The sequence below is a fragment of the Fontivita pretiosa genome (assembly GCF_050410795.1).
Taxonomy (GTDB): Bacteria; Planctomycetota; Phycisphaerae; order Tepidisphaerales; family Tepidisphaeraceae; genus Fontivita; species Fontivita pretiosa.
The window spans coordinates 1,158,614-1,175,225 of record NZ_CP191258.1; the positions used below are offsets into that span (position 1 = coordinate 1,158,614).

Below are 16,612 nucleotides of genomic sequence, written 5' to 3' on the forward strand. Positions count from 1 at the left end.
GTCTGACTCGCCTGGAAAGGCGGAATTCGAGGCTTGATCGGCCGCTGAGCCGGAAACGAAAAAGACCATGAATCGAGTCGTCATCACAGGCATGGGTTGGATCACGCCGATGGGTCACAGCATCGAGCAGGTGTGGAAGCGCCTTTTGGCCGGAGAAAGCGGCATCGCCCGGACGACGATCTTCGACGCCTCGACGTTTCCCACCAGCATCAGCGCGGAAGTCAAGGGATTTGACTTGGCGGAGCACATCGACGCCGAGGCGTATCAGGTGCATCGCGTGGGCGGGCGGAACACGCAGTTTGCGGTGGCGGCGTGCGCGCAGGCGTGGCGTGCGGCGGGACTGGACCGTTCCAAGCTGGACCTGGACCGGGTCGGGATCTACCTGGGCAGCGGCGAGGGATCGCTGGATTTCGACGCCTACACCACCGCCGCTTTGTCGAGCTGGCGGGCGGAAATCAACGGCTGCGACACCGTCAAGTGGGCCCAGATCGCCCACGAGCTGATGAACGTGGTGCGCGAGATCGAGCAGGAGCCGAACATGCCACTGTCGCACCTGGCGCTGCTGACCGGCGCGCGGGGGCCGGCGCTGAACTGCCTGACCGCCTGCGCCGCCTCCACGCAGGCGATCGGCGAGGCCACCGAAATCCTGCGCCGCGGAGATGCGGATGTGATGATCGCCGGCGGGGCGCACTCGATGATCCACCCGTTCGGGGTCACGGGGTTCAACCGGTTGACGGCGCTTTCCACCGCCAACGAACAGCCACGCTGCGCCTCGCGACCGTTCGATGCGGCCCGCGGTGGATTTGTGCTGGGCGAAGGCGCGGGCGTGATCATTCTGGAAACCCTGGAGCACGCCCTGGCCCGCCATGCGCCGATTCTGGCGGAAGTCGTCGGCTATGGATCGACCGCCGATGCGTTCCGTATTACCGATCAGCATCCGGAGGGCCTGGGGGCGGTGATCGCGATGCAGGAAGCTCTTGCGGATGCGAAGCTCACGCCCAGGGACATCCACTACATCAATGCCCACGGCACGGGCACGCGCGAAAACGACGGCAATGAGACCGGGGCGATCAAGCGGGTGTTCGCAGAGCATGCCCGCAACGTGCCGGTAAGCAGCATCAAGAGCATGATGGGCCACCTCATCGCAGCCGCCGGCGCCGTTGAGTTGATCACCTGCGTGCTGGCGATCCGGGACAACATCCTGCCGCCGACGATCAACCTGGAGAATCCTGATCCTGAGTGCGACCTGGATTACGTTCCGAACAAGGCCAGACCGGCCAGGGTTGATGTGGCGATGAGCAACAGCTTTGGGTTCGGCGGACAGAACGACACGTTGATCGTGCGGCGGTACGTTTGAACTGGGCTGGTGTGCCCACCAACTCGCCCGAGGGGGAGCCGGCGGCAGCCGAAGCCAAAAAGGAACCTTTCGGAGAGTTGCCTGCGTTTGTAGAAATGAACCGGCAACTGATTCTCGGCGGCAGGCGTTATGCCAGCCGGCCCCGGATCACTCCAAACCACGGAGGCAGCTATGAAGCGTAAATGGCTTGCAGGTCTGTTGTTGGGCGCTGTACCGGCAATGCCCCTGCTGGCCGGCGGATGCGCCGCCGAAGGCGAGCCGCCGTTTGCTCTGACGGGCCAGCCGGTCAGTCGGGAGCAGGCTCGGGAGCAGGCGCGCTGGACGGATGACAAGGGGCACTATCGCGCCGACTGGAAGTCGGGGATCAATCGTCCGCCGGGCTATCCCAAGCCGGTGGCACCATGACATCGGGCCGATCGGCCGGGGATAACCGCGGCGGCGACCGAGAGTCCAGCAGCTCGATGCGTCGAGTCAGCGATTGACGAAACGGCCCGTTACCCGGGGCATCGCGGAGGGCTTGCAACATCCTGCGCATGGCCGGATAAGCCGCCAGCCCCGCCGCCTCGAGCAACGCAACACCCGTGGCGTCGGCGCGGGCTTCGGCGTCGCGCGGATCGTCCTGGCCACTGAGGCTCATGCTCTGGCTCGAGGAGACTGCCGACTCGTTGATCAGATGCCCCAGTTCGTGCGCAATGACTGCGGCGAGCTGGTCATCGTCAAGCCTGCGGATCAACCCGCGGGTGACGAGGATGCGCCCGTCGGCCCAGGCATAGGCGGCGGCGTCGGCGGAATCGAGCACGTACGCGCGGACATCCCGGCCGCCCCACACGCGCGACAGCCGCGCACCAACGCGCTGGAGGCGGTGTTGATGCGATCCGCCAACCACGCCGCCGTGTGCGGCGATCCACCTGGCCGACGGTCCACTGTCGCCGCCGCGCCCGGCGGCGCAGCCAAAGACGCACAGACCGGCCACCAGCGCGCCCACGAACGCAGCCCGTCTGACCATCGCTAAGAAGTTTGCCTGGCCGCCGTGGCACACGGTCGGGCCGATACAAGACTGGTGCCAATGGGCTGATCTCAACCTTCCGCATTGTTTTCGGGCACGCAGGGTGGTAGACACCCGGCGTGGACGCTGTGAGGTTGCGCAAAAAGTGGGCACGCCGCCGCACACTGCCGCTTCGCCAGACAGGTCACAGCCGTATGCACCGACTCTCGAGGATCATCGCCCTGGCCGTGATGCTGCTGGCCAGAACCAGCTCATGGTCGGCGGAGGCTGATTCGCGTCGGGCGGACAATCCTTTCGGGGAACAAGTCGCGGTCTGGCGGCTGCACGAGGCGCGGATTGTAATCAACGCTCCGCCCGCCGAGCGCTTCGGCCAGGCGCGCCCGACGCGGATTGTTCTGTACGCCCTTCCCAACGGCAACACGATCGAGCAGACGATCGGCTGCCGAGCCAATCCACAGCAGGACTGGCATTTTGACATCCAGCACATTGGCGCGCAGACGCGCCTGCTGCGGGAAATCCAGCCCGACATCAACATCGTAGTCGCGTATCTGGAGGCCGAAGGATTGAGCTGGCCGGCATGGCGGCAGAAGCGGGCCGCAAGCCCGGGTCTGATTCGCGAGATGGTCGAGCAGGTGATCGCGCGTGCGCCGGGCCGAGACAAGCGCCTGACGCTCGCAGCCCACAGCGGCGGCGGAAGCTTCATCTGGGCGTACCTGGACGGGGGCGATGCCATTCAGGAAATGATCGAGCGCATCGTCCTGCTCGACGCGAACTACTCGTACTCTGACGAGAGCCACCATGGCGAGAAGCTGCTGGCGTGGCTGAAAGCCGACCGGTCGCGCGTGCTGGTCGTGATCGCTTACGACGACCGCGATGTGATGCTGAATGGCAGGCCGGTGGTCAGCGCCACCGGCGGAACATATCGCGCTTCGCACCGGATGATCGATCGCTTTGCGCGGGATGTCACGTTCGAGTCAACGGATGATCAGACCTGGCAGCGCCGCAGCGCGATGAATGGACAGGTTCGCTTCCTGATCCATCGCAATCCGCACAGGAAGATCCTGCACACGGCGCTGGTCGGGGAGATGAACGGATTTGTTCATGCGAGGACTTTGAACACGCCGCACGAGAACACCTGGGGTACGTTCGGCGGACCCCGGGCATATGAGAAGTGGATCCAGTCTGCCCCAGTCGATCTGGCGCAAGCGTCCGGTGCAACGTCGCACGCGTCGGCTGCACCGTCGCAAGCGTTGGCCGCGACGGCGCCGTCGCAGCGAATGGGCGGCGGCGAGTTCATGCGGTCGATCGCCGACTGGCCGCTCGAGCAGCGCGAGGCCGCCATCGTGCGCGAAGTGGTGCGCGGAAACGTCCCGAATTTCCTGCGATCGTTCGTTACGATCCGCGCGCAGGCCGTCGCGGCTGATGGGAAAGAGCATCGGATCGAGTTTAAAGTCATGCCCGACTACCTGTCGGTTGGCAGCGACGACGATTTCGCTCGCGTGCCGCTCACGCCGAGCGCGGCGCAGCGCATCGCCGATGCGCTGGATTGCTCCCTGCCCACCCGAAAGATGGTGGATGCAATCTATGCCGCCGCCGAGGTGAAGCTGGACCCCCGGCCGATGACCGATCGTCGCCAGGCCATCGAAACATTCATCCAGCACAACGCGATCATCGAGGGCCAGCGGGCGGGCAAGCGCGCCGGCGCGCTGGTGGCGGGGATCAAGAAGGATCTGGTGATCAGCAATCGACTGAACGACAAGCCCGACCGTGTGGCGATCTATGGCTGGCACCGGCTGGACGGCACGCCCATTCAGCCGCTGAGCACCGTGCACGACAGCCGCTATGTGGATTACAGCCACGGCGTGCGACTGGTGAAGCGACAGGTGCTGGTGGACGAGAAGCCCATGATGATCGAACAGGTTCTGCGTGACCCGAACCTGTGCGCGCTGCTGAGCGACGAAGGGGTGATTGATCAGCCTCGATATCCATCCAGGCCCTGAACATCAGGGCAAGACCAGCGGCGACTTGGCGTCGATCCCGGCGGCTGATACGCTGGTATCGGTCGGGGGAAACAGCCAAAGGATGCAACGGCCCATGCCCGCTCGAACCATTACCCAATTCAGCGTTTTTCTGGTCAACAAACCCGGGGTGCTGGCGCAGGTGACCAAGGCGCTGGCCGAGGCGAAAGTGAACATCATCGCCATGACGCTGGTGGATTCTCAGGAGCACGGCGTGATGCGGCTGGTGGCCGAGGATCCGCAGCAGACGCGGCAGGTGCTGGCGCGGCTGAACCTGCCGACGACCGAGACCGAAGTATTGGCACTGGAGCTGAGCAATCGCCCGGGTGCGCTGGCGGACGTCGCGGAGCTGTTGGCCAAGAATCATCTGAACATCAATTACGCCTACGTCAGCAGCGGCGCGCCGGGAGGACGAACCACCGGCATCTTCAAGGTCAATGACAACCGCAAGGCCCTGCGGCTGTTGAAGGACAGCAGCGCAAAGCCTGCCCGTCAGCGCGAGCTGGCCACCCGCCCAAGGCCCGGGCGGCGATGAAACGGATCATTTGACCTTCGACGAGTGGTATTCGCCAGCGGCCAACTGCGCGGCATAATCGCCGCCTGTCTATGCGTCCCTCTCGCCCGCGCAATCCCGACGCTTCGCGACGCTATCACGACCGTGTCGCCAGGCAATACGATGCCATTTACGATGATCCGTACTGGCACTTTCATGATGAGCTGACCTGGCGACTGATCAAGCCATACCTGCCGCGCGATCACTCGGCCGCCTGCGCCGATCTGGGCTGTGGAACCGGCAAGTGGGGACTGCGTCTGCTCAAGAGCGGGCTGGCGGTCACGTTTCTCGATTCCGCAGCCGCCATGATCGAGCAGGTGCGTCGCAAGCTCACGGAGATCGGCCCGCCACGCAGCCAGCGCGCCACGCTCGTCGTCGGCGACATCGTTCGCATGCCCGAGCTGGCCGACGCGCAGTTCCAGCTCGTCGTGGCGATGGGCGATCCGCTGTCGATCTGTTCCGATCCGCCGCGGGCCGTACGCGAGATGTTCCGGATCACGCGTGCCGGCGGCGTGGTGATCGCCACCGTGGACAACCTGCTGGGGGCTCTGGATCACTTCGTGCAGCGCGGCAACCTGGACGCGCTGGAGGAGTTTGTCCGATCGGGCAAGACCCACTGGCTCACCGCCGACCAGCGGGAACGCTTCGAGCTGACGATGTTCACGCCTGCGTCGTTGCGGCGGATGTTCGAGCGAGCGGGCTTCGAGGTGCTGGAGCTGGTGGGCAAGCCGATCGTGCCGGTGCGTCAGAACCGCAAGCTGCTGGACTATCCCGATGCCGTCGAACGCCTGCTGAGGATCGAAAAGGAACTGTCACGGGACCCCAGTTCCGCCGCGCGCGCCGCCCACCTCCAGATCGCCGCGCGCCGACCCGACGGAACTGCTTGAGCAACGATCGGCGCCTCGCGGTGATCATCGCGCGGCCTCGCTGGCCGAGCTTCACAGAACCGCATCCCTGCGAAGCCGGTTGGGAGAGATGCCCGTGTGCTTGCTGATCCAGCGACAGAAGTACTTCACGTCGCGGAAGCCGCACTTTTGCGCGATGCACGTGATTCGCTCTTCGGTATGCAAAAGCAACGTGCGAGCGTGCTGAAGGCGAACCTGTGTCAGGTAATCGATCATCCTCACGCCGGTGTGCTTGTGAAACGCCCGGCTCAGCGAACCGCGGTGGTAGCTCAATCGCTGCGCGATGGTATCGACTGACAGATCCGGATCGGCGAATTCCGCGTGGATGAGCTGCTGGGCCTGCCGCACCACCGAAGGCATCTGGGGCGTGCGGATGCGGTCGGCGATGTCGTAGAGCATGCTGATCCCCAGCAGACTGGCGCGGCGCTGCCCGGACAGCGTGTAGTCCTGAAGGCTCTGGATCATCTGATGAATCTGCTGCACCGGGGCCGGGCCGTAGGGATAGACTCCCGGACGCAGCCCCATCGCCAGCGCAAACTCTTCCAGCAGCGGGCCGTCCACGCTGAACCAGCACATCTCGCATGGCTCGGACAGACTCCAGAACTGGTGCGGATGGGGCGGGACGTGCACGGCTACGTCGCCGGGGCCGAACTTGAACCGCCGCCCTTCCACGCCGATCGCCGCTTCTCCGCGGATCACCCACTTGACAAGGACGATCTGCCGGCCCAGCACGGGGGGAAAACGCCCGCGCGTGACCTGCTGATGCACCGCCGACCGCAACGCCAGCGGAATGTAACGCGGCGGCGGAGTGCTGCGGCGAAACCCCACGCCGTCAATACGTTTTGTCAGCGTCTCCTCGGGCATGAGAGACAGTGCTCGATGCTTCGTTGGCTGTGATCGATGGTCCGTGATGGCGACAGCCGATCTTCGTCGCGTCGCTGACGCTGGCCCCAAATCCTACCGGCGATGGTTGCCTGTGACGAGCATCTCGCCCGTGCGCTGTGCCTGCGCGCAGACCCGCCTCGAGGACATCGCGATCACGGGCCGCCGCCCGGCTCGAATTGGCTGAGATACTCCTGGAACGAAATCGGACTCTGCTGTGGCACCGTGACGCGAGGCGCCTGCGCGCCGTCGATTCGGCGCAGATTCGCCCAGGGATCCTCCGCCAGTCGCAGAAACTTGAACCCCAGGAATCGTGCCTTGCCGTTCGAAGTTGCGCTGGCCGGCTGCGTCGAGCCGGGCTGGCTGGTCATCCGCTGGATGTATCGTTCGATCGGCTCCTCGCGCACTGCCGGCGATGCCGAGTGAATGATATGCACCGCGCCGTTGTCGCCGAGGGCCAGCAAACCGACATGGCCGACCCACGCGCTGCTGTCACGCCCCCAGACGAAGTTCACGATGTCGCCATCACAAAGCTTGTCCTTCACCATTCCGATCCGCTCGTGCGGAATGTACCAGTCCGTCCAGGTCTGTCTGGGGATCTGCACATCGAGGTTGTAGCGGCTCTTGAAGAACCGCGAGCGGTCGACGACTTCGCTGAAGGCCACCGCCGCGCCGTCGGCGAGCTCGGTCGTGATGTCGCGCGCCAGCCAGGCGTTGTTGGGGTTCCAGTCCGCCTCCGTGAAATGATTGCGCGTCAACACACCGATGTGTCCATCCTTGTACCGGATCCGCTGGAGGATCGCCAGGAACGTCGGCCAACTGTCGCTCAGCGCCATCGCGATGGTGTGCTCGGCGAAGACGACGCAGTCGCTGTGGTGCAGGCAATAGACGGGCTGCGGATCGATCGTCTCAAACGGCGATTCTCCGAGCAGATAGATTTCGTAGGGTTGCCCGATGTTCCTGCGTGCCAGATGGACGACGCGCTGGCGAAGGTCCGGCTGCGCGGCGTGCAGCCCGCGGAGAAAAGCATCGACCTGTTGCTCGGACATCTGATACAGTGGAACATCGTCCGGCGGTGCGGCGGCATCCGGCGAAGCGCCCATCAGCCGGGCCGTCCACGTCGGAGGGGAAGAACACCCCGGCACCGCCTGCGCGCAGACCCCGACCGCGACGATCGTCAGCACCACCTGGATCCACCGCCACTTCCCGCACATGCCTGGCCAAGCCTATCCGCCCCCACGCGCCGCGACAACCCCAAAAAGGGGTCGGGAGTCTGGCTCAGTCTCGACCCTCTCCAAGTTCGGCGCATGTTCGGTAGCGCCACGCCGATGCAGTGGGTACAAGCTGCGGGATGGAAACATCTCGATCACCATGGAAGGTCCTGCGGCAGGCCCATGAACTGGCCCTCCGCGTCTGGCCGGCCTACTCCTGCGACTGCAGCCGCCACGACTTCACGCTCCCGCAACTCTTCGCCTGCCTCGTTCTGCGCGAGCAGCTCAAGCTCAGCTATCGCAGGGCCGAGCAACTGCTGCGCGACTCGCCGCAGTGGCTGGCCGACCTCGGCATGTCCCGCGCCCCGGATCACAACACCCTCTGGCGGGCCTTCGGCACGCTTCTCAAGACCCGGCGCGTCAACCGCATGCTCGACCTGCTGGCCCAGCTTGCCGCCAAGGCCAAACTGCTGCGTAAGCTCGACTCGAGCAAGCCGCTGACCCTCGACAGCACCTGCTACGAGGCGCGTCACCGCTCACGCCATTACGACCGCGTCTGCCGCAAGATGCTCCTGCGCGATGGCGGCAAATACACCGAAAAAACCGATGCAGACGAGGTCAATCGCTCACGCTCGCGCCGGGCCCGGCAGATGCCGAAGCTGGCCCTGGCGGTGGCCTCGGCCTGTCACCTCATCCTGGCGGCGCGGGTTCATATCGGCTGCGGGTCCGATGCGCCGGACTTCGCGCCGCTGTTGTACCATGCGTGGCGGCGGGCCAATGTGAACGTCGTCGTCGCCGACGCTGGATACGACTCAGAGGCCAACCACCGCAGCGCCCGCCTGGACATGGGTGTGCGCTCGGTGATTCCCACGGGCATCGGGCGGCCGTCGAGCAAGCCGCCCGGCGGTCGATATCGCCGGCTGATGAAGCAGCGGTTTGCCCGCAAGGCGGACCGGCGAACCTACGGCCAGCGAGCGCAGAGCGAGACGGTCAACAGCATGATGAAGCGGAACTTTGGCGATGCCCTGCGTTCCGTGCAACGCCGCCGTCGCCGGCAGGAGATGCTCTTGCGGACCCTGACGCACGACCTCATGATCTACGCCAATTATGAGGGTCGAGACTGAGCCGGTCGGGAGTCTTTGTTTTGCCCGGAAAAGACTCCCGACCCCTTTTTGCGGCAAAACCGCTGTTGGCCCCGACGCCGGTTTTGCGTCTATAGTGTTGCACGAGGACAAGCCGCAATCGAGAATGCAATCAAACGGAGCACACGCATGAACCGCAGCACCAAAACGTTGAAAAAAGCACTGGCCGCGGTGGCGCTGGGCACAGCTCTGTCGGTCGCGTGGTTCGCCGGCAACGCGCTGGTCCAGGACGTCCAGTTCGCCCGCGCACAGGAACAGGTCGAGGCCACCCGCGCCCAGATCGCCAACGTGCAGGACATGGCCGCAGTGTTCAAGGCCGTCGGAAAGGCCGTCGAGCCGTCCGTGGTCAGCATCCAGGTGACCAAGTCGGTAAAGAACCCCGCGGCAAGACGGTTCCACGATGACGACCTGCTTCGCCGCTTCTTCCCGGATCGCGACGGAGACGGCGAGCCGGATGTCCCCGAGGGCTTCCGCTTCAACTTCCCCGATCTGCCGGAGGAGTTCCGCACGCAGGGCACCGGCAGCGGCGTGATCGTGCAGGTCGATGGCAGCACCGCGTACATCGTGACCAACAACCACGTCGCGGGCGGAGCCACCGAAATGGTCATCACCCTCAACGACGGGCGCGAGATCAAGAACGCCAAGCTCGTCGGCACCGATCCCAAGAGCGATCTTGCGGTCTTGAAGATCCAGGCTGACCGACTCATCCCCGCCCGCTGGGGTGACAGCGACAAGGTCGAAAAAGGAGACATCGTCCTGGCCTTCGGCAGCCCCTTCGGATACGTCGGCTCGATGACCCATGGCATCGTCAGCGCGCTTAACCGTCAGGCTGGCATCATCAGCGGCGAGTTCGCCTACGAGAACTTCATCCAGGTGGATGCGCCAATCAACCCGGGCAACAGTGGCGGACCGCTGGTCAACCTCAGGGGCGAAGTCATCGGAATCAACACCGCCATCGCTTCCCGCAGCGGAGGCTTCCAGGGCATCGGCTTCTCGGTTCCCTCCAACCAGGCCAAGTTCGTTTTTGACCAGATTCGCGAGCGCGGCAAGGTCATCCGCGGCTGGCTGGGCGTGGAAATCGCCGACGTCAGCCGCTTTTTGGATGAGGCCCGCGCGCTGGGCTATGAGGGCGACAAGGGCGTGCTGGTCAAGTTCGCGATGAACAACGCGCCGGCGGCCGGCAAGCTCAAGCCCGGAGACATCATCATCGCCATCGACGGCAAGAAGATTGAGACCGTGCAGGAGCTGCGGAACCTGATCGCCGCCACGGCTCCGGGAACCAATGTCACTTTCACTGTCTTCCGCGACGGAAAGCAGCAGCAGATCACGGTGAAGGTCGGCGAGCAGCCGGACGACCTGCGCTCCGTCGCATCGGCGGGCCAGAGCGAGCCGCAGCCCAGCGGCGAGGTCACGGCCGAAGCGCTTGGCATCCGACTGGCCGATCCGTCCGAGGAAGTCCTCCAGCGATTCAGCCTGGATCCTTCAACTCAGGGCGCCGTCGTCACGTCGGTCAAGCCCGGTTCTCTGGCGCACCTGGCTGGCCTGAGCGCCGGGGACGTGATCACCCGCATCGGCAACGATCCGGTCAAGAACGTGGAAGACCTGAACCGGCTGCTGGCCAATAAAGACCTCAGCAAGGGCCTGAAGCTGTTCGTGACCAATCGCCAGGGATCGCGGTTCGTGTTCATCAAATCCGAAAAGCAGTCTGGCGAGTAGGCGCCGCAGGGGTCGGGACTGTCTGGAACGAAAAACAAAGACTCCCGACCCCTTTTTCATGCGCTGAGGCAGCGATACTGCTCCAGCAGGCTCCGATCGGCGCGGGCGACGCGAAAGCTGGTCCAGATGCTTTGGCCGCGGGCACGCGGCTCCGTGGCGCACACGACGCAGCGGCGACGCGACTTGGCCCGCACAACCCCGGTCGTGTACTCCACACTGAAAATGTACCGATAACAGGACGGTTCCGTGCCGTAGATCAGATCACGAACCACCACATCGGCCGCGCCGACAACCGGAAGGTGAGCGGCGACGCGCGGCGCGAGGTTCAGCACGTCGGTCGGGCTGTAATGCATCTGCCATTGCCGCGCCAGTGCCGACAATGCCCGACGCCGACGATGATCCAGCACCGCCTGTGCCCCTAACGCCACCAGCGTCAGCAGCGCCACAATCAGCAGCAGCAGGCTCGGCCAGATCAGTGGTTGAGGCATGGTGGGTCGTGAGAATCTGCGTCTGGGCAACTGCGGCATCAGCCCGCGTGGCAGTTGACCGCCCGGGCTACGGCATCGTCGGTTCGCACCGTACGCTGCGGTCGATCAGGGGGGCAATGCCGGTTGTCCGGGCGCGGACATCACCGGCTCGCCCTGCTGGGTCGCGGGCTGTGTCGTCTGGCCCGCAACATGCACAAGGCTCTGCCCGGTCGGCGGTGTATAGTTGATTCCATAGTCAGGCTGGATCGGCGACAGCGAACGATTCATCCACTCGACCAGCGCCCGGTACTTGGGATCGTCCTTGTTGCGGAACATCGGCTGGATGGGCTTGCCGCCAACCAGTGGGTGATCGTACTCGGCGATGTTGATCGGCAATCCGAAGTTCGCCAGCAGCGACTGCTCGCCGCGGCCGCGCTCGATCAGCCGTTTGGCGCTGTTGCCGAACACCCCGCCGGTATCAGCGATCGGCTTTTCCCAGGTCATCAGGATATAGAAGTTTGTGTAGGTGACCAGATCGTTGTCGGCCGGGGAATACAAAATCAGGCTACCCCCGGCGCTGCCCCCGTGACACGCTGCCGTGGCGCAGTTCTGGAGCACCATCGGTTGAATCTGCCGACGGAATTCGAGGATGGCCGGCGGATCACTGGCGATCCGCACCCGCTGCTGCATGTCCGGATCGCCCTTCTCGAAGATTTCCAGCGCCTGCTGTACCGGGGGCTTGGCGTTGAACTCGGCCAGTGTCATGTTCTGGCTTTCGGCGAAGCGTTTTCGCACCGCCGGGTCAATGCTGATTCGCACACCGCTGTCGCCGGGCTTCAGTTCCTTGCGGCGGATGACTTCCACATCGGCCGGGGTAAGCAGCCGTCGATCGCCGCTGTGCACGGGCGTGGGGGGCAGGCGCGACGAGGGCGTGGACGGCGCGGCTCCAGCAGCCACCGTCGCCTCGCCCGCGGTGGCAGCCCGGTCGCGCTCCAGCTCGATTTGCCTTTGCACCAGCCGCAGCATGTCGGTTGCTTCCCGGCTGTTCGGATCCACACTCAGCGCGTTCTCCAGCGCCTCCCGCGCCAGGTCATATCGCCGCCGATCGAATGCCTCCCGCGCCAGGGCAATTCGCCCGGCAACATCCTTCTCGTCCAGCTTGCTCAGGCGCTGACGAAAATCCGCCTCGTAGTCACTCTTGAGCTCGATCGACTCGACGTCGGCTTTTTGAAGAATCGTCTCCACACCGTGCAACCGGATGCGCACGACCTCATTGCCGACGGTCACGTCGCCCTGGTAGGTCTGTCCATCCCGGGTCCTGACGACGCCCTGATCGGCAAAGGTGCTTGCGACGAGGATCGCGCCAATGGCCGCGAACAACAGCACGGCACGTCGTCCAGATCGGTTCATAGATCGGTCCTTTGCCTGGCTGGCTTGCCTCAATCCATCCTAAGCGACACGTGAAGAACCGGGCAAGTTTGATATCGCAGGCGGACAGGAGCGGTTCGGGGCACCGTCGCACGCGGCCTGGCACGCCAGCAGAACCTGAAACGCGCGCACATCCTGCACGCGTTTCTCCGTGGCGACCGCAGATGCCTAAAGCAGCGGTCGGACGCGCCCGTCGCCGTGCCCGCTGGATTTGCCCCAGATTCCCGGGATTGGCGTATGGCACTGCGGGCACAGTCCGTCGGCACCGATCAGATTGCGCTTTACGAAAAAGCCGTAACGCTCGATGAGGGTGGCATTGCAGTGATGGCAGCGGGTGTTCTCCCACTCCCCCACCTGCCCGGGCAGATTGCCGGCATAGATGTACTTCAGCCCCGCGGCCCGGCCGATCTCCACCACGCCAAGCAGGTCCTGGGCCGTGGTCTGCCGATATCCCTCGGTCATCTTGTAGTCCGGATGAAACGCGGTCACATGCCAGGGCATCAGCGGATCAACACCGACGAGGAACTCGGCCATCTGTTTCAGCTCATCGGGATCGTCGCTGAAACCCGGGACGATCAGCGTGACGATCTCGACCCAGAACGCCCGCTGCTTGAGCATGCGGATCGTGTCCAGCACATTCTCCATCACGCCGCCCAGCTCGCGATAGTGCTTCGGATTAAAGGTCTTCAGATCGACCTTGTAGGCATCGACATACGGGCGGATGAAATCCAGAACCTGCGGCGTGCCGTTGCCGTTGGAGACATACGCGCACCTCAACCCGCGCTGCCGCGCCTCACGGAAAATCGCCACCGCCCATTCGCTGGTGATCAGCGGCTCGTTGTAGCTCGACGCCACCACCGGCGCCCCGTGCTCAATGGCCAGATCAACCAGTTGCTTCGGCGTGCAGACGCGTGGCGGGGCGAAGGCATTGGGGTCGCGAAGCATCTGGCTGGTCACCCAGTTCTGGCAGTAGCCGCAGTGATAGTCGCACCCGAGCATGCCGAACGTCAGCGCGTCCGAGCCGGGCAGCACATGGAAGAAAGGTTTTTTCTCGATCGGATCGCACGCCAGCGCCCCGACATATCCGAACGGAACCAGCAGCGTGCCATGGTCGTTGAACCGCACCCGGCAGACACCGTCCCGCCCCGGCTTGATCAGGCAGCGATGCCCGCAGGCAAAGCAACGCACCGCACCGTCGGGCAGCCGCTCGATCAGCTCCTCGGCGGCCGGGGCGCTGTAACGGTGCAGCCATTGCTTCAGCGTGGTCAACCGCTGTTTCTCGTCAAGGCTCTCAAGCACGTCCAGGGATACTTCCGCTGGCATAGGCATTCACCTGCCTATTGATTCTACGCCCAATGCCGCGGGAATGGACCGGTCTTTTTGCCGGAGTGGCAGGTCGTATGCGCATCCGTAGAAACGTGGGTATGTCTGCCTGGGGACAGTTCCAAGCCGTGCGCGATGGGCGCGCGGGCTGTGGAATGGCGCGCAGCGCCCTTCCCCGCTTTGGTAATCGTGCTTGCCCGCCGGATGCTTACTGGGTGCTGATCAGCGCCTTGATCTCCGGAGTGTCCAGATTCTCCCTGGTCAGCAGTTGCACGCCGGTGTCGATGACCGGCTCGACCTTTTCGCCCTTGATGTGCGAAACGAGCGTCTTGACGCCCAAGTACCCCATCTTCATCGGATCCTGCGAGACCAGCGCCGCGATCTCGCCCTTGCGCAGCGCGTCGATCAGCGGGGCCGAGGCGTCGAAGCCGACGAACTTCTTCTTCCCGGCAAGCTGCGCCTGCCGCAATGCCAGCAGCATTCCGTGCGTCGAGCTTTCGTTGGGGCAGAAGATGCCGTCGGCGGCCTGAAGCTGGTCCAGAAGCTGCATCGAGGCCTTCATGGCGTCGTCGGTGGTGGCGCCGGCGTAGCGGTTTTCGGAAATGACCTGGATCTCGGGGTATTTCCTGAGAGCTTCAAGGAAGCCGGTTTCGCGTTCGGTGGTGCTGGCCGAGCCTTCCTGATAGCGAAGCAGCACGACCTTGCCCCTGCCGCCAAGCTCTTTGGCCAGCGCCTCGCCGGCCATGGCCCCGCCCAGACGGTTATTCGTCGCCACGAAGCTGATGAAGTCCTTGCCCGGCTCGCCTTTCAGCCCCGAGTCGAAGATGACGACGGGAATACCACTGCCCATGGCGCTTTGCACAGGCCGGCGCAGCGCCGTGTCATCCAGCGGCGCCAGAACGATCCCGTCGACGCCTTCGGAAATGAACTGCTGGACGATATCGATCTGCTGCTGGCGGTCGTTTTCCTTCAACGGCCCGCGCCAGATCACGTTCACCCCAAGCTCCGCCTGCGCCTTGCGTGCCCCGGCTTCCACCGCCTTCCAGAAACTGTGGGTTGTGCCCTTGGGGATGACGGCGATGTCCAGGGTCGCGCCCGCCGCGGAGCTTTGCCCGGTTGTTGCGCCGGGCTGAACCTTTCCGCTCTGGCCGCTGTTGTCGCAGCCAATCGCGATCAGTCCCATCACCGCCAGTACAAGCACGCCCAGACAAAAGCGATGTCGAAACATGACTGCTCCCCGCCGGATACTATCCGGCCTTGCGCATCGTCAGCCCGGCGGCCTTGGCCAGCTCCTCGGCCTTGTCGGTCTTTTCCCAGGAGAACGCTCCGTCAGGGGTTGGGGGCCGGCCGAAATGTCCGTGCCGCGCGGTCTGCTTGTAGATCGGCTTGAGCAGATCCAGATGCTTGATGATCCCTCGCGGCGTGAGCGGGAAATGCTGCTTCACCAGCTCGGCGATGTCGTCCTCGGGGATCCGGGCCGTGTCTTCGGTGCTGACGGTCACGCTCACCGGATGCGCCACGCCGATCGCGTAGGCCAATTGCACTTCCGCGGCCCGCGCCAGCCCGGCGGCGACGATGTTCTTGGCGATGTATCGCGCCATGTAGCAGGCGCTGCGATCGACCTTGGAAGGGTCCTTGCCGCTGAACGCCCCCCCGCCATGCGCCCCGCGACCGCCGTAGCTGTCCACGATGATCTTGCGTCCGGTCAGCCCGGTGTCGCCGTGCGGCCCGCCCACGACAAACTTGCCCGTCGGGTTGATGTGGAAGATGATCTCGTCGTTCCACAGCTTCTTGGGAATCACCGGCTTGATCACTTCCTGGATGATCTGCTGCTTGGCCTTTTTCGAGAACTCGTCGTTCCTGTCCAGCACGCTTTCATCATGCTGCGTGGAGATCACGACGGTGTGCACCCGCTTGGGGCGCTCGTTTTGATACTCGATGGTGACCTGGCTTTTGCCGTCGGGACGCAGCCACTTGAGCCTGCCGGTCTGTCGGCACCACGCCAGCCGTTCCACCAGCCGGTGCGCCAGGTGGATCGGCAGGGGCATCAGCTCCGGGGTTTCGTCGCAGGCGTAGCCAAACATCAGCCCCTGGTCGCCGGCGCCCTGCTCACGCTCATCATCGCCAGCATGGTCCACACCGCGGGCGATGTCCGGGCTTTGCCGGTGGATCGCGCTGAGCACTCCGCAGTTGTAGTCAAAACCAATCTCCGGGTGGGTGTAGCCGATCTCCTTGATCGTCTGGCGGGCGATCTCGATCACGTCGACATACGCGGAAGTGGTGATCTCGCCAGCGATCACGCATTGCCCGGTCGTGACCAGCGTCTCGCACGCTACCCGCGCGCGGGGATCCTGGGCGATGATCGCATCGAGAATGGCGTCGGAGATCTGGTCGGCCACCTTATCGGGGTGGCCCATGGTCACGGACTCGCTGGTGAACAGGTGTGTGCTGCGGCGGAATTCCGGGGACACGATTCGATTCTCCTTTAACAGTTCGCAAGCCGTGCGGGCTTGCGCGGTTCATGCGTTACTGTGCACGGTGTTCCAACGGACCCGTGAACAAGCGGGGGCGCAGAACATACAGCGCGGTGCCCGGATCGGCAAG

Annotated in this window: 15 protein-coding genes; 7 read left to right on the plus strand and 8 right to left on the minus strand. The window is 64.3% G+C overall.

The features are described 5' to 3' along the window. The first annotated feature begins 67 nt into the window (after nucleotides 1-67). A complete protein-coding gene (locus tag ACQS5P_RS04680) occupies nucleotides 68-1,357 on the plus strand; it encodes a beta-ketoacyl-[acyl-carrier-protein] synthase family protein (RefSeq protein ID WP_428939746.1) in 1,290 nt (429 codons plus the stop codon). 171 nt (nucleotides 1,358-1,528) lie between these two features. Beyond that, nucleotides 1,529-1,762 carry a hypothetical protein gene (locus ACQS5P_RS04685; protein ID WP_428939747.1) on the plus strand — a complete coding sequence of 78 codons (234 nt, stop codon included), beginning with the start codon at nucleotides 1,529-1,531 and terminating at the stop codon, nucleotides 1,760-1,762. Here the strand turns inward: ACQS5P_RS04685 and ACQS5P_RS04690 are convergent. Beyond that, nucleotides 1,722-2,363, minus strand: coding sequence for a M48 family metalloprotease (locus tag ACQS5P_RS04690; RefSeq protein ID WP_428939748.1), 642 nt, complete (start codon nucleotides 2,361-2,363; stop codon nucleotides 1,722-1,724). The genes ACQS5P_RS04685 and ACQS5P_RS04690 overlap by 41 nt on opposite strands. A 194-nt stretch (nucleotides 2,364-2,557) precedes the next feature. Between ACQS5P_RS04690 and ACQS5P_RS04695 the strand changes: the two genes are divergently transcribed. The 3 genes from ACQS5P_RS04695 (at nucleotide 2,558) to ACQS5P_RS04705 (ending at nucleotide 5,821) form a co-directional block, all read left to right on the plus strand. Then, on the plus strand, nucleotides 2,558-4,363 hold the full coding sequence (locus tag ACQS5P_RS04695; RefSeq protein ID WP_428939749.1) for a hypothetical protein: 1,806 nt from the start codon (nucleotides 2,558-2,560) through the stop codon (nucleotides 4,361-4,363). Nucleotides 4,364-4,457: 94 nt separating this feature from the next. Next, entirely contained in the window at nucleotides 4,458-4,916 is a 459-nt protein-coding gene (locus tag ACQS5P_RS04700; protein WP_428939750.1) for an ACT domain-containing protein, read from the plus strand. A gap of 71 nt (nucleotides 4,917-4,987) precedes the next feature. After that, the gene (locus ACQS5P_RS04705) at nucleotides 4,988-5,821 is read left to right on the plus strand and encodes a class I SAM-dependent methyltransferase (protein WP_428939751.1); all 834 of its coding nucleotides are present in this window, start codon (nucleotides 4,988-4,990) and stop codon (nucleotides 5,819-5,821) included. Between the two features lie 51 nt (nucleotides 5,822-5,872). On the opposite strand, the gene ACQS5P_RS04710 is transcribed toward ACQS5P_RS04705, so the two are convergent. After that, a complete protein-coding gene (locus ACQS5P_RS04710; protein WP_428939752.1) occupies nucleotides 5,873-6,703 on the minus strand; it encodes an AraC family transcriptional regulator in 831 nt (276 codons plus the stop codon). A 173-nt stretch (nucleotides 6,704-6,876) separates the two neighbouring features. Next, nucleotides 6,877-7,935, minus strand: a complete 1,059-nt coding sequence (locus tag ACQS5P_RS04715) for an N-acetylmuramoyl-L-alanine amidase-like domain-containing protein (RefSeq protein WP_428939753.1) — start codon at nucleotides 7,933-7,935, stop codon at nucleotides 6,877-6,879. Nucleotides 7,936-8,072: 137 nt separating this feature from the next. On the opposite strand from ACQS5P_RS04715, the gene ACQS5P_RS04720 reads away from it, so the two are divergent. Further along, complete coding sequence (locus tag ACQS5P_RS04720; protein WP_428939415.1) at nucleotides 8,073-9,056, plus strand: transposase; 984 nt, start codon at nucleotides 8,073-8,075, stop codon at nucleotides 9,054-9,056. Between the two features lie 147 nt (nucleotides 9,057-9,203). Further along, nucleotides 9,204-10,790, plus strand: a complete 1,587-nt coding sequence (locus ACQS5P_RS04725) for a Do family serine endopeptidase (protein ID WP_428939754.1) — start codon at nucleotides 9,204-9,206, stop codon at nucleotides 10,788-10,790. A gap of 56 nt (nucleotides 10,791-10,846) precedes the next feature. On the opposite strand, the gene ACQS5P_RS04730 is transcribed toward ACQS5P_RS04725, so the two are convergent. From ACQS5P_RS04730 to metK, 5 genes are all read right to left on the minus strand, one after another. Next, entirely contained in the window at nucleotides 10,847-11,278 is a 432-nt protein-coding gene (locus tag ACQS5P_RS04730; RefSeq protein WP_428939755.1) for a hypothetical protein, read from the minus strand. Between the two features lie 105 nt (nucleotides 11,279-11,383). After that, complete coding sequence (locus ACQS5P_RS04735) at nucleotides 11,384-12,667, minus strand: tetratricopeptide repeat protein (protein WP_428939756.1); 1,284 nt, start codon at nucleotides 12,665-12,667, stop codon at nucleotides 11,384-11,386. Between the two features lie 186 nt (nucleotides 12,668-12,853). Beyond that, a complete protein-coding gene (gene amrS, locus ACQS5P_RS04740) occupies nucleotides 12,854-14,008 on the minus strand; it encodes an AmmeMemoRadiSam system radical SAM enzyme (RefSeq protein ID WP_428939757.1) in 1,155 nt (384 codons plus the stop codon). Between the two features lie 208 nt (nucleotides 14,009-14,216). After that, a complete protein-coding gene (locus ACQS5P_RS04745) occupies nucleotides 14,217-15,236 on the minus strand; it encodes a substrate-binding domain-containing protein (protein ID WP_428939758.1) in 1,020 nt (339 codons plus the stop codon). A 19-nt stretch (nucleotides 15,237-15,255) separates the two neighbouring features. Then, complete coding sequence (gene metK / locus ACQS5P_RS04750) at nucleotides 15,256-16,479, minus strand: methionine adenosyltransferase (protein WP_428939759.1); 1,224 nt, start codon at nucleotides 16,477-16,479, stop codon at nucleotides 15,256-15,258. Nucleotides 16,480-16,612 lie beyond the last annotated feature (133 nt).

Bases quoted from the DNA above. Each gene is read 5' to 3' on its own strand.
- ACQS5P_RS04680 (WP_428939746.1), top strand. From the start codon at position 68: ATGAATCGAGTCGTCATCACAGGCATGGGTTGGATCACGCCGATGGGT.
- ACQS5P_RS04685 (WP_428939747.1), top strand. From the start codon at position 1,529: ATGAAGCGTAAATGGCTTGCAGGTCTGTTGTTGGGCGCTGTACCGGCA.
- ACQS5P_RS04690 (WP_428939748.1), bottom strand. From the start codon at position 2,363: ATGGTCAGACGGGCTGCGTTCGTGGGCGCGCTGGTGGCCGGTCTGTGC.
- ACQS5P_RS04695 (WP_428939749.1), top strand. From the start codon at position 2,558: ATGCACCGACTCTCGAGGATCATCGCCCTGGCCGTGATGCTGCTGGCC.
- ACQS5P_RS04700 (WP_428939750.1), top strand. From the start codon at position 4,458: ATGCCCGCTCGAACCATTACCCAATTCAGCGTTTTTCTGGTCAACAAA.
- ACQS5P_RS04705 (WP_428939751.1), top strand. From the start codon at position 4,988: ATGCGTCCCTCTCGCCCGCGCAATCCCGACGCTTCGCGACGCTATCAC.
- ACQS5P_RS04710 (WP_428939752.1), bottom strand. From the start codon at position 6,703: ATGCCCGAGGAGACGCTGACAAAACGTATTGACGGCGTGGGGTTTCGC.
- ACQS5P_RS04715 (WP_428939753.1), bottom strand. From the start codon at position 7,935: ATGTGCGGGAAGTGGCGGTGGATCCAGGTGGTGCTGACGATCGTCGCG.
- ACQS5P_RS04720 (WP_428939415.1), top strand. From the start codon at position 8,073: ATGGAAACATCTCGATCACCATGGAAGGTCCTGCGGCAGGCCCATGAA.
- ACQS5P_RS04725 (WP_428939754.1), top strand. From the start codon at position 9,204: ATGAACCGCAGCACCAAAACGTTGAAAAAAGCACTGGCCGCGGTGGCG.
- ACQS5P_RS04730 (WP_428939755.1), bottom strand. From the start codon at position 11,278: ATGCCTCAACCACTGATCTGGCCGAGCCTGCTGCTGCTGATTGTGGCG.
- ACQS5P_RS04735 (WP_428939756.1), bottom strand. From the start codon at position 12,667: ATGAACCGATCTGGACGACGTGCCGTGCTGTTGTTCGCGGCCATTGGC.
- amrS (WP_428939757.1), bottom strand. From the start codon at position 14,008: ATGCCAGCGGAAGTATCCCTGGACGTGCTTGAGAGCCTTGACGAGAAA.
- ACQS5P_RS04745 (WP_428939758.1), bottom strand. From the start codon at position 15,236: ATGTTTCGACATCGCTTTTGTCTGGGCGTGCTTGTACTGGCGGTGATG.